This window comes from Defluviimonas sp. SAOS-178_SWC (assembly GCF_039830135.1).
Lineage (GTDB): Bacteria > Pseudomonadota > Alphaproteobacteria > Rhodobacterales > Rhodobacteraceae > Albidovulum.
Window position 1 is genome coordinate 384,801 of record NZ_CP156081.1, and the last position, 14,973, is coordinate 399,773.

Sequence of the window (14,973 nt, forward strand, 5' to 3'; positions counted from 1 at the left end):
GTGGCCGATATGGATCAGCGCCGGTTCAGCATCGCAAGGCGGATCAGCGCACGCTCCATCACCGCCATCGCCGGGGCGCGGGAGGCCGAGCGGAGCGTCAGATCGGTGTCGGTAAGAATGCCGAGCGCGGTTTCCAGCCGGTGCATCCCCCAGCTCTGTGCCTGCCGAAGCATCCGGTCCCGGCGCGGTCCGAAGACCGGCGGGCGCATCCGCGCGATGCCCTCGGACGGCCCGCCGGGCGCGGAGGCAGCGACATGAAGCGTCCGGAAATGGCGCATCGCCGCGATCGAGAGCGTGACGGGGTTCACCCCCTGGCCTTCCAGCCGCCGCATCAACGGGCCGACATCGCCCGAGCGCGCCTCGGCCACGGCGTGGAGCACGTCGTCGACCTCGGCCTCGATCGTCGCGGGGGCGCAGGCGGCAACATCGGCGGGGGTGAGCGGCGTGGCATCGCCGAACTTGTAGAGCGCGATCTTCTCGACCGTCTGGCGGAAATCTCCGGGGTCGAGGTCGCGCGCGAGCGCGAGAAGATCGGTCATCGCTTCGCGCCCGATCTCCTTCAGGCCGGCCTTGGTCAGCGTGGCCTCGATCTCCTCCCGGCTTGGCGGGTCGTCGTAGATGCCGACGGCATAGGCGTTCGGATGATCCTCGAACGCCTTCCGCAGGGCCGAGGACTTGCCGAGGTTGCCCGCCGTCACGACCAGCATCGCATCGCCCGGCGTCCAGCCGGCAAGCGCGCCTTTCAGGACCGGCGCGGCAGCGTCGCCGGCATCCTCGACGAATGCGACGCGCGGGCCGGGGAAGAATCCTTGCGCCCGCATCGCGTCATCGACCAGTGCAGGGTCCTTCCGCAAGTCGCCGCCGGGGATGCGGGTCAGGCGCATTTCCGCTTCGCCGTCGGGTCCGATCAGCGCGGCGATCACCTCCTGCCGTTTCAGTGCCACCCGCATCGCGTCGGCCCCGAAGATCAGCAGACCGGCCCGATCCGGTTCGGGCTTGGTGAAAAACCGGGTCGCGGCGGCGCCGGCGAGCTTCATGTGCCGTTCCACTCGGCCGACGTCGCGATCAGCCGCGTGACGATCTGGTCGGCGAGAAGCTGCATCAGGCGGGCATGGGCGTCGGCCTCGGACGTGGCGGTCGCCACGGAGGTTCCGAAGGCCGAGTAGGCCGTGAAGGACGATACCTTGCCGGAACTCAGCGCCGCGCCCGTGTCCGCATCGTGAAGCGTGTAGGCGACGCTGCCGATCACCTGATACCGGTTGATCGTGTTGTCCGGCGCGATCGCCTGGCCTTCGGTCTTCGTCTCGATCCGGTAGGAAAGCCGGTAGGTCGGTACGCGCGTCCTGCCCAGCCTTTCCTCCAGCCGCGCCACGAGGTCGAAGCCGTCCTTGTCGTCGGGCGCGTCCACCGTCACCTGGTCGAGAAGCCCGGCCGCCGGGCCGCGCGGCCCGTAGGCCGGGGTGAAGCCGCAGGCGGCCAGCGGCAGGGCCGCGAGAAGGGCGAGGATGGTTCGGCGGTCAGATGACGACATTGACGATGCGGCCCGGAACGACGATCAGCTTCTTCGGCGCCGCACCGGCGAGCGCCTTGACCACAGCTTCGTCGGCCAGAACCAGCTTTTCAACCTCCGATGCGGCCATGTCCTTCGGCACGCTGATTTCCGCGCGGCGCTTGCCGTTGATCTGGATCGGCAGCGTGACGTTGTCCTCGGCCAGCATCGCCGGATCGGCTTTCGGCCAAGGCGCCTGCGCGACCAGCCCTTCGCCGCCGAGCATCGACCAGATATCCTCCGCCAGGTGCGGCACCATCGGTGACATGAGCTGCGCGAGCGTCAGCATCGCCACGCGCTTGGCCTCCGCACTCGCGTCGGATCTGGAGAAGGTATTGGTGAATTCGTAGAGCTTCGCCACCGCCTTGTTGAAGGCGAAACCCTCGATCCCCTCCGTCACTTCGATGATGGCGCGGTGCATGGCTTTCAGAAGCGCTTCGTCATGCGCGGTGTCGCCCGCGCCGCGCATGTTCACCTCGGAGGCCAGCCGCCAGACCCGGGCGAGATGTTTCTGCGTCGCGTCCGCCCCGGCGGCCGTCCATTCCACGTCGCGTTCCGGCGGGCTGTCGGACATGACGAACCAGCGCGCGGTGTCCGCGCCGTAGCGGGCGATGATGTCCATCGGGTCGACGACGTTCTTCTTCGACTTCGACATCTTGATGACCGGCCCGATCTCGACCGGCGTGCCGTCGGCCAGGGTCGCGCCCTCGGCGGTGCGGGTCACCTCATCAGGCGTGTGCCAGACCGGGCGACCGTCCTTGCTGCGGGTCGCATAGGTTTCGTGCGTGACCATGCCTTGCGTGAAAAGCGCGTTGAACGGCTCGATCGACTTCGCGGGCAGGTGGCCGCAGATATGCATCGCCCGCGCGAAGAAGCGGGAATAGAGGAGGTGCAGGATCGCATGCTCGATCCCGCCGATATACTGGTCGACATTCATCCAGTAATCGGCCTCGGCCGCATCGGTCGGCGTTTCGGCGCGGGGGGCGGTGAAGCGGGCGAAATACCAGGACGAATCCACGAACGTGTCCATCGTGTCGGTTTCGCGCTTGGCCGGCGCGCCGCAACTCGGGCAGGCACAATCGCGCCAGGTCGGGTGACGGTCGAGCGGGTTGCCCGGCAGGTCGAATGAGACGTCATCGGGCAGGCGGATCGGCAGGTTCTCCTTCCGCTCAGGCACCACGCCGCAGGTCGTGCAGTGAACCACGGGGATCGGGCAGCCCCAGTAGCGCTGGCGCGAAATGCCCCAGTCGCGCAGGCGGTAGTTGGTGACACCCCGGCCGACGCCCTTGTCCTCGCAAAACGCGATGGCGGAACTGACGCCATCGTCGCCCGACTGCTCCTCGTGACCCGCGAAGCCCCTGACGTAGCGGACTTTCTCCGATTTCATCGGCACATACGCGTCGCCGCCATCCTCGGGGTGGCTGAACCCGGCCTCGGGCGCGAGCGGCTCGTAGGTGGAGATCACCGGAAGCCCGTATTTCCGCGCGAAGTCGAGGTCGCGCTGATCGTGCGCCGGGCAGCCGAAGATCGCCCCGGTGCCATAGTCCATCAGGATGAAGTTCGCGATATAGACCGGCAGTTCCCAGGCGTCGTCAAAGGGATGGCGCACCCGGATGCCGGTATTCATGCCCTTCTTCTCGGCCTTTTCCAGCGCTTCCTCCGAGGTGCCGACCCGGCGGCATTCGGCGGTGAAGGCGGCGACTTTTGGATCGTGCCGCTCCAGCTCCCTGGCCAGCGGGTGGTCGGGAGAGATCGCGACGAAACTGGCGCCGAGGAGCGTATCGGGCCGAGTCGTGTAGACCTCGACCCGCTCAAACCCCTCCGGCGCACCGCGCGTCGAGAACGCGAATTGCAGACCGCGCGACTTGCCGATCCAGTTCGCCTGCATCAGCCGCACCTTCTCGGGCCAGTCCTTCAAGCCGTCGAGCGCCTCCAAGAGCTCGCCCGCGAAATCCGAGATGCGGAAGAACCACTGCGTGAGTTCGCGGCGCTCGACCTCGGCGCCGGAGCGCCAGCCCTTGCCGTCGATCACCTGCTCGTTCGCCAGAACCGTCATGTCGACCGGGTCCCAGTTCACCACCGCGTTCTTGCGGTAGACGAGGCCCTTTTCCATGAAGTCGATGAACATCGACTGCTGCTGGCCGTAATATTCGGGATCGCAGGTCGCGAATTCGCGGGCCCAGTCGATCGAGAGGCCGAGCGGCTTCATCTGGTCGCGCATCTGGGCGATGTTGCCGTAGGTCCAGTCCTTGGGATGGCCACCCCGTTCCATCGCCGCGTTTTCCGCCGGCATCCCGAACGCGTCCCAGCCCATCGGGTGCAGCACCGAGAACCCGCAGGAGGATTTGTAGCGCGCCACGACGTCACCCATCGTGTAGTTGCGCACGTGGCCGATATGGATCCGCCCCGACGGATAGGGGAACATCTCGAGCACATAGTATTTCGGCCGCGCCGGATCGTGCCGGGCGGTAAAGCAACCGGCCTTGTCCCAGGCCCGTTGCCATTTCGGTTCGATCTCTGCGGGGTCGTAACGCGACATCTCATGTTCCTCGGCGCTTGGCTCGCCGGTTATACAAGCGCCGCGCGCGAGGTCCAGAGTTTCCCTCGGCGCTTCTTCTGTTCAAAAATACTCCGGGGTCCGGGGTAGCGCCCCGGATGCGTCCGGCCGGGCGCCACGGCGGCGGGTCTAGAGGTTGCTGTCGCGGATCCGCAACTGGCGGGCGCGGGTCAGGATGGCATCCTCGACGGCGCGGGCCGTCGCTGGATCGACGGGGCCGGCCTTCGACATCAGCGCCACTTTCAGCGACCTGGCATCGAGGGCCGGGTCCTGCACATAGATCGTCGCCCGGTAGGCGCGGCCGCCGCCCGGCGGCGTCCCGTATCCGGTCACGATGACGCCCGAGAACGGATCGACCGACTGGATCGGCAGGAAATCGAGGATTTCGAGCGAGGCCTGCCAGAGATACTTGTTCACTTCGACCGTTGTGTTGGGGTCGGAGGAGTTCGTGAAGAGATCCCATATGGTGGACCGCTTCTTTTCGCGGTTGACCGCCGCGAGCCTGGCGCGCTGGTCATCGGCGGCGGCTCTCGCCTCGAGCGTGGAGACATCGGTCGCGGGGGCCCGGTTCTTGCGGAAAAGCCCGCTGTCGCCGGACCCGATTCCACCGCAGGAGGCGAGCGTCGCCACCAATCCTGCAAGAATCGCCCCGCGCATCACGTTCCGGACCTTCATGACCTACCCCCGGGCTGCCCTTTTCGCTGTCTAGCCGACGCTCCCCGTGCGAACAAGGCTTTTCAGGACAGGGGGTTCCGGGCCATTTCGGGCGGGGTTGCGGCGACTGTGGCAAGACTGCACCATCGCTCCCAACTCTTCCCTGCCGCGCTGTCGTTTCCGTTGCATTGGGCGGCCCAAGGGCGGAAATAGGGGCATACCCAATTCGGATTCCCCTGAGTTGGGCCTACCTTTTAAGATCAACGAGGGAATACGAAATGAAAAAGATCCTTCTCGCTTCCACCGCACTCGTCGGCTTCGCCGGCGCCGCGGCTGCGGAAGTGTCCCTGTCGGGCTACGCCGAGATGGGTATCCGTGGCGGTGACGCCATCGAGACCCAGTTTCACAACGATGTTGTGATCAACTTCAACTTCTCCGGCACCATGGACAACGGCGTCGAGTTCGGCGGCAAAGTTCAGCTCGACGACACCAACGGCAGCGGCTCCATCAACGGCACGCCGACCTTCGACGACGAAGCCTTCTGGGTTTCGGGTGCGTTCGGCAAGATCACGCTCGGTGAAACCGACGGCGCCTTCGACTGGGCCCTCTCGGAAATCTACTCGGGCACCTCGCTCGCCGATGACCACTCGACCCACGCTGGTGCGTACTGGTTCACCGGTCTCGACGCGACCTACGACAACCAGATCATGCGCTACGAGTACTCCTTCGGCGATTTCGCCGTCGGCCTCTCGGCTGAAATGGATGACACCGGCGTTGGAGACACCAACTACGCAATCGGCGGCAAGTGGTCGGGCAACATGTCCGGCATGGATGTCGGCGTCGGCGTCGGCTTCCAGGACAACGGCACCAACAGCGTCTGGGGCGTGAGCGCTTCGGCCGGCATGTCGAACGGCTTCTCGGTCGCTCTCGGCTATGCCGACCTCGACGGCACCTCGGACACGGTCGGCAACGGCGTTCCGTCCGACAGCTGGTGGGGCGTTGGCGTTGCTTACACCCCGGCGACCATGAGCGCCCTGACCCTCGGCGTGAACTACGGCGAGTACCAGGCGACCTCCGCTTCCGGCATGGCCGATCCGTCGGGCTGGGGCATTGTTGCCAACTACGACCTCGGCGGTGGCGCGGTCGCGATGGCTGGCTACCAGCAGAGCGACAACGGCGTGGCCGGCAACGGCGGCGGCGACAGCTCGTTCTCGGTGGGCCTCGGCCTGTCGTTCTGATCTCACGATCGGATGAAATCAGGAGAGAGCGGGCCTTGCGCCCGCTCTTTTCTTTTGTGCAGGCCGGTTGCCAATAGGGGGCGTTCGCCTCGACATCGGTTGGCGCCAAAGATATGGTCCGCGGCGACCGATATCTGCCTTGGATAGCCAAATGACCGTGATGACCGGATCCGAAATCCAGAAGACCTATGCCAAGGCTCTGGAACATCACAAGTCCGGAAACCTCGAACTTGCCATCCGCGGTTACGGCGCGATCATCGAGGCCAATCCGAAGATTGCTGAGGCCCATTTCCAGGCGGGTCGCATCTTCACCGCGACAAACAGGTTCGACCGGGCATTCCAGCACTTCCGCGCGGCAACCGACCTGCGCCCGTCCGAGGCCGCGATCTGGTCCGCTTGGGCCGACGCCGTCGCCCTTGGCGGCGACGCTGAAGTTGAGGCGACTTTCCTGCGCGACCTGAAAGCGGCGCCGATCGGAATCGAGGCCCGCATCGCCCTGCAGGATCGGTTCGGTTCGCGCCGCACGAAGTCGAAACCGGCGACCGGCGGGATGAAGCCCGCTGACATCCGCCGATTGCTCGGGCTTCTCGAAAGCGGCCGCACTGCCGAGGCGGAGAGGCTGGCGATCACTCTTCTCCGCTTGCATCCGGCTTCTGCCCTCGCGCTCAATATCCTTGGGACCGCCCAGGCGATGCAGGGCAAGGTCGCCGCAGCCGAAGCGACCTTCCGCAAGGCTATCCAGGCGGACCCGAACTATGCCGAGGCTTATGACAATCTCGGGCGTTTCCTGATCGACCGAAAGCGCGAGGAGGAGGCGGTCCAGCTGTTCCGCAAGGCCGTCACCCTTGCCCCGGGCCTGCCGTCGGCTCTGGTCAATCTCGCCACGAGCATGACGCAGGCCGGCCAGCCCGCGTCTGCGCTGACGCTCTTGAAGCGCGCGGAGGCCGGGGGCGCCGATGCGTCCCCTCTTCACATGGCGATCGGCAATGCCCATACGCGGCTGAAGAACTTCGCCAAGGCCGAAGCGGCCTTCGAACGGGCGATTGCCACGTCCAACGGTGGGGCGCCACAGATTGTCGCCCTTCTCGCACAGGCGCAAGCGCGCCTTGGCAAGGATGAAGCGGCACTGGAGAACTATGACCGCGCCCTCGCGATGGACGAGAATTCGCCGATCGCCATCGGCGGCAAGGCGACGCTGCTGCAGACTCTGGGCGATTTCGAAACCGCCGAGACATTGTTCCGCAAGGGCTTTGAGGTCGATCCCCTGAACGGAGAAAACTTCCGCGCCTTCATCATGTCGCACAAGACACAGCCCGGCGACCCGGTGATCGACACGATGTTGAAGCGATACGACGATCCGGCGCTTTTGCCGACCGACCGCATGAACATGGGCTTCGCGATCGCCAAGGCCCTTGAAGACGTCAAGCAATACGACCGGGTGTTCCGTTACCTCGACGAGGCGAATGCGTTGATGCGGAAGGCGGCACCTTACAGTATCGAACAGAGGTTCGAACAGGTCGCGCAGACGAAAGCAGCTTTCGCCGATATCGATTGGCATGGCCTCGATATCGCAAACACCACGGATTTCGCCCCGATCTTCGTGACCGGGATGCCCCGCTCCGGTACGACCCTTATCGAGCAGATCATCGCGAGCCATTCCTCCGTGACGGGCGCCGGCGAGGTCGGGGAATGCGCCAGGGCGGCGCAACTTCTGATCACCGACCCAAAGAATTCGATGAAGATGCACCCGCCCGCCATGGCTGACATCCCCGGCCTCGGGTATGGCTTCGAAGGGTATATCCGTGGACGGTTCCCGGACTCCGACAGGATCACCGACAAGTCGATCCAGACCTATATGTATCTCGGTCTCGTGAAGCTCGCGATGCCGAAGGCGCGCTTCGTGATCGTCCGGCGCGATCCTCGGGACAATCTCCTGTCGATCTACAAGAACAAGTTCCCGGACGACACGCACCTTTACGGCTATGATCAGCGCGACCTGGCGGCGTTCTACGGGACCTTCGTGGATATGATCGACTTCTGGCGCGAACGGGTGCCGGACTGGTTCTACGAGGTGCAATACGAGGAACTGGTCGCCAATCCCGAGGAGGAGACGCGCAAGCTGATCGCGGCTTGCGGGCTGGACTGGGAGGATGCCTGTCTCAGCTTCCACGAGAACAAGCGCAAGGTGGAGACCCTGAGCGTCTATCAGGTCCGCCAGCCGATCTCTAAAGGATCGGTCAAGGCCTGGCAGCGCTATGAGAAAGAGCTGAAGCCGATGCTCGACGCTCTGAAGGAGGGCGGGCATGTCGCTGACTGACATCCTTTCGCGCATGCGGGGCGCGGAACGACTTGCGGGGCGCGACGAGGGCTCGGTCACACTGGTCGCGGTGTCGAAGGTGCAGCCCCTGGAGCGGGTCGAGGCGGTTCTGGCCGAGGGGCACCGGGTCTTCGGCGAAAATTACGTGCAGGAGGCGGCCGGAAAGTGGCCGGCGCTCCGCGAGCGGTTCGGGACGGTCGAGCTGCACATGATCGGACCCTTGCAGACCAACAAGGCCAAGGTGGCGCTGGACCTGTTTGACGCCATCCACACCGTCGACCGGCCGTCGCTGGCCGAGAAGCTGGCGCGGCTGGCGGAGGCGCGGGGGACATGCCCGGAGCTTTTCGTGCAGGTCAATACCGGCGAGGAGCCGCAGAAGGCCGGAGTGCTGCCGGACGAGGTGGACGGGTTTGTCGCCCGCTGCCGCGCGCTCGGGCTGCCGGTCCGGGGCCTCATGTGCATTCCGCCGGAGGATGAGGAGTCGACGCCGCATTTCGCCACGCTTGCCGGGATGGCGGAGCGGAACGGGCTCACCGGTCTCTCGATGGGGATGAGCGCGGATTTCGAGGCGGCCATCGCGCTTGGCGCGACGCATGTCCGGGTGGGCTCGGCCATCTTCGGCGCGCGGGATTACGGGTAGGGTGCCGGCGGGGGCTGTCTGCCCCCGCACCCCGGAGGATATTTTTGGCAAGATGAAGTCAGACGCGCCCGGGGATCACGACGCGGGTGCCGGGCGCGGCGTGGCGCGCGATGAAGAGGAGGTCGGGCCGCGAGAAGGCAAGGCAGCCGGCCGTCGGATAGCCGGGGCGGCGCCATTGGTGGATGAAGATCGCCGAGCCCTTGCCAGGGATCGCATCCGGCCAGTTCCAGTCGAGCGGCAGGACGAGGTCATAGAGCGGATCGGCGCGGCGGAGGCGCTCCGGGCTCGGCTCGAAGGGTTTGCGGACGAGGTGGTTGTAGGCCGGATGGACGGGTGCGTCGCACCAGCGGTCTTCGAGGTGGATGGGTACGGCCCAGGCCGGCAGGCTGCGGGCGGCGACGCGGTCGGGCCTGTAGAGCAGGCCGATGATCCGGTGGATGCCGGCGGGCGTGCCGCCGTCGCCCTCGCGCTTGTCGGTTGCGATGCCGGAGCGTCCGATGCTGACCGGGAAGGTCCGGCCAAGGAAACGCAGGCCCATCGGCGTGAGGACGAGGTCGGCGGTGCTCACAGCAAATGGCCGGATTTCTTCGCCTTGGTGGCGAGGTAGGCCTCGTTGTGGCGCGTGTGGCCGACTTTCAGCGGCACCCGTTCGGTCACGGAGATCCCGTTGGCGTCCATCATCCGGATCTTGGCGGGGTTGTTCGTGAGAAGCCGGACGGCGGAGAAGCCGAGCTTTTTCAGGAGGGCGGCGCCGAGGCGGAAATCGCGTTCGTCGTCCTCGAAGCCGAGGCGGTGATTGGCCTCGACCGTATCGAAGCCCTGGTCCTGAAGGGAATAGGCGCGCATCTTGTTGGCTAGGCCGATGCCGCGGCCTTCCTGGTTGAGATAGAGAAGCACGCCGGCGCCTTCAGCGCCCATCTGCGCGAGCGCGGCCCTGAGCTGCGGTCCGCAATCGCATTTCAGGCTGCCGAGAAGATCGCCGGTGAAGCAGGCCGAATGCAGCCGCGCGAGTACCGGCCTGTCCCGCGGCGGATGGCCGATCTCGATCGCGTAATGTTCTTCGCCGCCATCCTCGGGGCGGAAGACGTGAAGGCGGCCCGCCTCGGCGGCTTCCATCGGCAGGCGCGCGGACACCACGGGGTGGATGGCGGCGGCTTCAGACAGGGCGGGAGCGGCGCGGTCCCAATCGATGAGGGTCAACCCTTCGGCGACCGCGAGAGCCCGGCCATCGGCGACGGGGACGAGAACAGCCGCGGGCAGAAGCCGCGCGGATTTCGCCAGGGCGATGGCGGCGCGGGCCAGCGTCGGGTCGCCGTCGCGGCGGCTGTGGAGCGGCCCCTTCATCGGCGAGCGGAGATCGTCGGCCGGGTCGGCGATGGCGGTGATCCAGGCCGGCGTCGCGTCCTCCGGGACGATCAGCCGTGCGAGGTCGTCGTCATAGGCGCGCGCCTTCAGCGTTTCGGCCCTTCGGGCTGTGATGGCGAGGGTCAGCGGGCCCAGCGCCGACAGCGCGGCAAATCGTGCCGGGTCGATTGCCTCGGCCGCGACGGCCAGCGCCGAGATGCCGCCGGACGACAGTAGGACCGGCACGCCCATGCGCAGATCGGCCCGGGCGCGGTTCAGACGTTCGACGATATCGGGGCCGAGGGGCATGTTTCAATCCGGCTGGGTCACTGCCCCCTAGATAGTCCGGCGCGACACAAATTGAAACATTTGCCGCGCAAGCGACACGAGCGCGTGAATTCGTGGCGCCGCGACTTGCCGAACTCCTCCCAGATACGCATCTCATGGCCAGGAAGCGGAGGGCAAGACGATGGCCAACCTGAAGAAAATCCTGCTCGTCGACGATGACGAGGATCTGCGCGAGGCACTGGCGGAACAGCTTGTCTCGACCGAGGATTTCGATGTTTTCGAAGCCGGTTCCGGCGCCGAGGGGATCGAGAAGGTCAAGGAGGGGATTTACGACCTCGTCATCCTCGACGTTGGTCTTCCGGATACCGACGGGCGCGAGCTGTGCAAGAAAATGCGCAAGCAGGGCGTGAAATGCCCGATCCTGATGCTGACGGGCCATGATGGCGATGCCGACACGATCCTCGGTCTCGATGCAGGGGCCAACGATTATGTTACGAAGCCCTTCAAGTTCCCGGTTCTCCTGGCCCGGATCCGGGCGCAGTTGAGGACCCATGAGCAGTCAGAGGACGCGATCTTCCAGCTTGGGCCCTATACGTTCAAGCCGGCGATGAAGATGCTGATCGACGAGCGCGACCGCAAGATCCGTCTGACCGAGAAGGAGACGAACATCCTCAAGTTCCTCTACCGGGCGACCGAGGGTGTGGTGGCGCGCGACGTGCTGCTGCATGAGGTCTGGGGTTACAATGCCGGGGTCACGACCCACACGCTGGAGACGCACATTTACCGTCTTCGCCAGAAAATCGAACCAGATCCGTCCAATGCCCGCCTTCTTGTGACCGAATCCGGCGGTTATAGACTGGTCGCATGAGTTCCCCTTGTCGTGTCGGGGTCATGGCACGGCATCCTCCCTGTTGGACTGGCCGGGCTTTGTGCCCGGCCTTTTTTTATTAGGCCGTGGCGGCATGGACATTGCCGCCACGGCCCCGCTAAGGTCGCGCGGCACGAGACATGAGGAACGCCATGACCTTCACCATCGCCACGTGGAACATCAACTCGGTCAGGTTGCGCGAACCTTTGGTCCGCCGGCTGCTGAGCGAGGAGGCGCCCGATATCCTCTGCCTTCAGGAATGCAAGTCGCCGGTCGAACTGATCCCGACCGAGGGGTTTGCCGCACTGGGCTACCGATTCATGGTGGCGCGGGGCCAGAAGGGCTATAACGGCGTGGCGATCCTGTCAAAACTGCCGCTGACCGAGGTGGGTGCGCATGATTTCGTCGACCTCGGCCATGCCCGCCACGTCGCGGCGCAGCTGGAAAACGGGGTCACGATCCACAATTTCTACGTGCCCGCCGGGGGCGATGTGCCCGACCGGGAGGTGAACGAGAAATTCGGCCAGAAGCTCGACTACGTCACGGCGATGCGAGACTGGGCCCATCAGGAAAAGCCGGAGAGGGCGATCCTGGTCGGCGACCTCAACATCGCGCCGCGCGAGGACGATGTCTGGAGCCACAAGCAGCTTCTGAAGATCGTCAGCCACACGCCGGTCGAGGTCGAGCATCTGGCAGATGCTCAATCGGCCGGGAATTGGGTGGACGTCACGCGGAAGGATATCCCCGAGGGGCTCCTTTACAGCTGGTGGTCCTATCGGTCGCCGGATTGGAACGCCGCCGACAAGGGCCGCAGGCTCGACCATGTCTGGGCGACACCCGATATCGCCGGGGCTGCCCATGCGAGCCGCATCCTGCGCGCGGCGCGCGGCTGGGACCAGCCGTCCGATCACGCCCCGGTTTTTGCGACGTTCGATCTCTGACAGCCGCCGTCAGGCCGCGAGAGGCGGTCGGCCGTTCCGACGGGCCAGACGAAGGGCGTGGACCTCGAATTCGAGAAGCTCACGGCGGACGGGGCCGTGATGAAGCGGCATCTGCCCGCGTTCGGCGAGGGCGCCGGGTACTGTCGAGCGCGCGAGCTCGACGTTGCGGCCAATGCGGCCGAGATAGAGGCTTTCCGTCCAGACTCCACCTGCCCGGATCAGCGCGTGCCGGTCGAGCAGCAGGCCGTGGCTGACCACGATCCGAACGTCTTCGTCCCATAGTGCCGTGCGACCGTCGACGAGGTGCCGGGCCTCGACAAGGACCATGTCGTCGCCGAAAAGGTATTCGACATCGGCGCCCGACAGCGCGACGCGCTGACCCGATCTGAGGATCACGTCGTTTGGCAGTCCGAAACAGGGCGCGATGAGCCGCACGGTTCGCAAAGAGCCGACGGCGGGTGCGCCGACGCGCCCTTGCCAGAGGACGGGCTGGTCACCTGAATCTGCGGTCAGGACACGATCACCAGGACGCAACGCGGCGATCGGGTGGGGGCCGTTGACGGTGTCGATCAGGGTGTCCGGCGCGAAGCCGGGCATTGGTCCGACGGTTTGCCAGTGATCGGCGAGGCTGACCCAGTCCAGGGCCGGATGGCGAATCGATTTGGCTTCTGCACCGAAGAGCGCCGAAATCTCCTCGGGAAGGATTGGCAATGCGCTGGGCGCTTCCTGTTGGCGGATCGTGCCACGCGTCAGATTCTCGGACGTCAGCAGACTCAGGTTGCGTGGTCGGTCCCAATGATAGCTGAGCCGAAGGCGGCCGGAGGTGGGCTCGCGGCCAAGACCGACGGACAGATGATTAACCTCCGCCCCATGACGGCGGAGGAGGTGCATGCGTCCGTCGGACATCGCTTCGACCGCGAAGATACGCCCCGGTTCGCGATGCGGGGCAACCCGGACCACCGGCACCTTTGATTGTGGCAGCGCAGCGAGGTCTAGCTCCAGCACAAGGGTGCCCCGATCCAGGCTTCGCCCGCTCGGCATGTCGCAAAATCGGCGGACGCCTCCCTCGCGCTGGCGAAGGATTTGCCAGCTCATGTCCTGGCGCTCCTCCGGACGGCCCATACGCGTCCGGCGGGGCGTGATCCCGCTTGTCCTGCCATTGCACCCACCGCTCGATCATGGCGACGTTGCGCCAAATTGAAATCGCCCTGTCTCGGGTCTTGCTTCGTGTGGGGATTATGTCCTTTCCCTGCGGGCTTGTTAACTTTTCCGTGGATGCGGCATGTCTGGCCCGAGGGCAGGTGGCCTTCCCGCAACACCGCCTGCCTGCATTGAAGCGGCTTGGCGAAAAGGGTAGTGCTGATCCCGGTCAATAAGGAGCGTACCTTGCCCGAACCCGTCGATCCCGTCCGCCTGACCACCGATCTGATCCGCTGCCCGTCGGTCACGCCGGAAGAGGGCGGGGCGCTCGTCCTCCTGCAATCCGTCCTCGCGGAGGCCGGGTTCGATTGCCACCGGGTGGACCGGAACGGCACGCCGAACCTCTTCGCACGCTGGGGGCGCGCCGGCGCGAACCGCAGCTTCGGGTTCAACGGGCATACCGACGTGGTTCCGGTCGGCGACGCGGCGGCCTGGACGCACGATCCCTTCGGCGGAGAGATTCTGGATGGCTGGCTCTGGGGGCGCGGGGCCACCGACATGAAGTCGGGTGTCGCGGCCTTCGTCGCCGCCGCCGTGGATTTCGTCCGGACGACTCCGCCCGACGGGGCGATCATTCTCACCATCACGGGCGACGAGGAAGGGCCGGGCAAGGATGGCACCGTCGCACTTCTCGACTGGATGGCGGCACGGGGCGAGGCAATGTCCGTCTGCCTTGTGGGCGAGCCGACCTGCCCTGACCGGATGGGCGACATGATGAAGATCGGCCGGCGGGGGTCGCTGACCGCGCATGTCGAGGCGAAGGGCGTGCAAGGCCATTCGGCCTATCCGCACCGGGCGAAGAACCCGCTTCACGCGATTGTCCGGCTTCTCGACAGGCTTGCCTCCCATGACCTCGACGCCGGGACGGAGCATTTCGACGCCTCCACGCTGGCGATCACCACGATCGACACCGGCAACCCTGCCGGCAACGTGATCCCGGCGCGGGCCCGGGCGACGGTCAACATCCGTTTCAACGATGCCCATTCCTCCGCCAGCCTGTCTGACTGGCTTCGCGCCGAAGCGGCGAAGGTGGAGGCCGAGACGGGCGTGACCTTCGCGCTCGATATCCAGGTTTCCGGCGAAAGTTTCCTGACGCCGCCCGGCGAGTTCGTCCGGCTGGTGGCAGGTTCGGTCAAAGCGGAAACCGGCCTCGATCCGGCGCTCTCCACCTCGGGCGGCACATCGGACGCGCGCTTTGTCAAGGATCATTGCCCGGTGGTTGAATTCGGCCTCGTTGGCAAGACAATGCATCAGGTCGACGAGAGGGTGGAGGTCGCGCAGATCGCCCAGCTGAAGGCGATCTACGGCCGGATCCTGCGCGACTATTTTGCCTGACGCTGGTCCGGCGCCGACGGTCCGGTTCGCAAGTGCCTCGCC

Annotated in this window: 13 protein-coding genes; 6 read left to right on the forward strand and 7 right to left on the reverse strand. The window is 65.7% G+C overall.

The genetic code is table 11. The annotated features are described in order from the left end of the window. Positions 1-14: 14 nt before the first annotated feature. The 4 genes from holA to V5734_RS02740 form a co-directional block, all read right to left on the reverse strand. On the reverse strand, positions 15-1,037 hold the full coding sequence (holA, locus tag V5734_RS02725) for a DNA polymerase III subunit delta (RefSeq protein WP_347311998.1): 1,023 nt from the start codon (positions 1,035-1,037) through the stop codon (positions 15-17). Beyond that, positions 1,034-1,531 carry an LPS assembly lipoprotein LptE gene (gene lptE / locus V5734_RS02730; protein WP_347311999.1) on the reverse strand — a complete coding sequence of 166 codons (498 nt, stop codon included), beginning with the start codon at positions 1,529-1,531 and terminating at the stop codon, positions 1,034-1,036. The genes holA and lptE overlap by 4 nt, the downstream gene beginning before the upstream one ends. Beyond that, entirely contained in the window at positions 1,518-4,088 is a 2,571-nt protein-coding gene (gene leuS, locus V5734_RS02735; protein ID WP_347312000.1) for a leucine--tRNA ligase, read from the reverse strand. The genes lptE and leuS overlap by 14 nt, the downstream gene beginning before the upstream one ends. 147 nt (positions 4,089-4,235) lie before the next feature. Next, complete coding sequence (locus tag V5734_RS02740) at positions 4,236-4,781, reverse strand: DUF3576 domain-containing protein (protein WP_347312001.1); 546 nt, start codon at positions 4,779-4,781, stop codon at positions 4,236-4,238. A 257-nt stretch (positions 4,782-5,038) separates the two neighbouring features. Between V5734_RS02740 and V5734_RS02745 the strand changes: the two genes are divergently transcribed. From V5734_RS02745 to V5734_RS02755, 3 genes are all read left to right on the forward strand, one after another. After that, complete coding sequence (locus tag V5734_RS02745; RefSeq protein ID WP_347312002.1) at positions 5,039-5,998, forward strand: porin; 960 nt, start codon at positions 5,039-5,041, stop codon at positions 5,996-5,998. A gap of 151 nt (positions 5,999-6,149) precedes the next feature. Beyond that, entirely contained in the window at positions 6,150-8,315 is a 2,166-nt protein-coding gene (locus V5734_RS02750; RefSeq protein ID WP_347312003.1) for a sulfotransferase, read from the forward strand. Beyond that, positions 8,302-8,955: a YggS family pyridoxal phosphate-dependent enzyme gene (locus V5734_RS02755; RefSeq protein ID WP_347312004.1), complete on the forward strand. Its 654-nt coding sequence runs from the start codon at positions 8,302-8,304 to the stop codon at positions 8,953-8,955. Before V5734_RS02750 ends, V5734_RS02755 begins: the two co-directional genes overlap by 14 nt. A 58-nt stretch (positions 8,956-9,013) precedes the next feature. On the opposite strand, the gene V5734_RS02760 is transcribed toward V5734_RS02755, so the two are convergent. Together V5734_RS02760 and ribA are read right to left on the reverse strand one after the other, a co-directional pair. Then, entirely contained in the window at positions 9,014-9,523 is a 510-nt protein-coding gene (locus tag V5734_RS02760; RefSeq protein WP_347312005.1) for a L,D-transpeptidase family protein, read from the reverse strand. Continuing rightward, positions 9,520-10,608, reverse strand: a complete 1,089-nt coding sequence (gene ribA, locus V5734_RS02765; RefSeq protein WP_347312006.1) for a GTP cyclohydrolase II — start codon at positions 10,606-10,608, stop codon at positions 9,520-9,522. The genes V5734_RS02760 and ribA overlap by 4 nt, the downstream gene beginning before the upstream one ends. Positions 10,609-10,768: 160 nt before the next feature. On the opposite strand from ribA, the gene V5734_RS02770 reads away from it, so the two are divergent. Together V5734_RS02770 and V5734_RS02775 are read left to right on the forward strand one after the other, a co-directional pair. Continuing rightward, positions 10,769-11,455: a response regulator transcription factor gene (locus V5734_RS02770; RefSeq protein WP_347312007.1), complete on the forward strand. Its 687-nt coding sequence runs from the start codon at positions 10,769-10,771 to the stop codon at positions 11,453-11,455. Between the two features lie 152 nt (positions 11,456-11,607). Then, positions 11,608-12,396, forward strand: a complete 789-nt coding sequence (locus tag V5734_RS02775) for an exodeoxyribonuclease III (RefSeq protein WP_347312008.1) — start codon at positions 11,608-11,610, stop codon at positions 12,394-12,396. Between the two features lie 9 nt (positions 12,397-12,405). Here the strand turns inward: V5734_RS02775 and V5734_RS02780 are convergent, their stop codons facing one another. Next, positions 12,406-13,491 carry a Hint domain-containing protein gene (locus V5734_RS02780; protein WP_347312009.1) on the reverse strand — a complete coding sequence of 362 codons (1,086 nt, stop codon included), beginning with the start codon at positions 13,489-13,491 and terminating at the stop codon, positions 12,406-12,408. Between the two features lie 291 nt (positions 13,492-13,782). Between V5734_RS02780 and dapE the strand changes: the two genes are divergently transcribed. Further along, positions 13,783-14,931, forward strand: coding sequence for a succinyl-diaminopimelate desuccinylase (gene dapE / locus V5734_RS02785; protein WP_347312010.1), 1,149 nt, complete (start codon positions 13,783-13,785; stop codon positions 14,929-14,931). Positions 14,932-14,973: the final 42 nt, after the last annotated feature.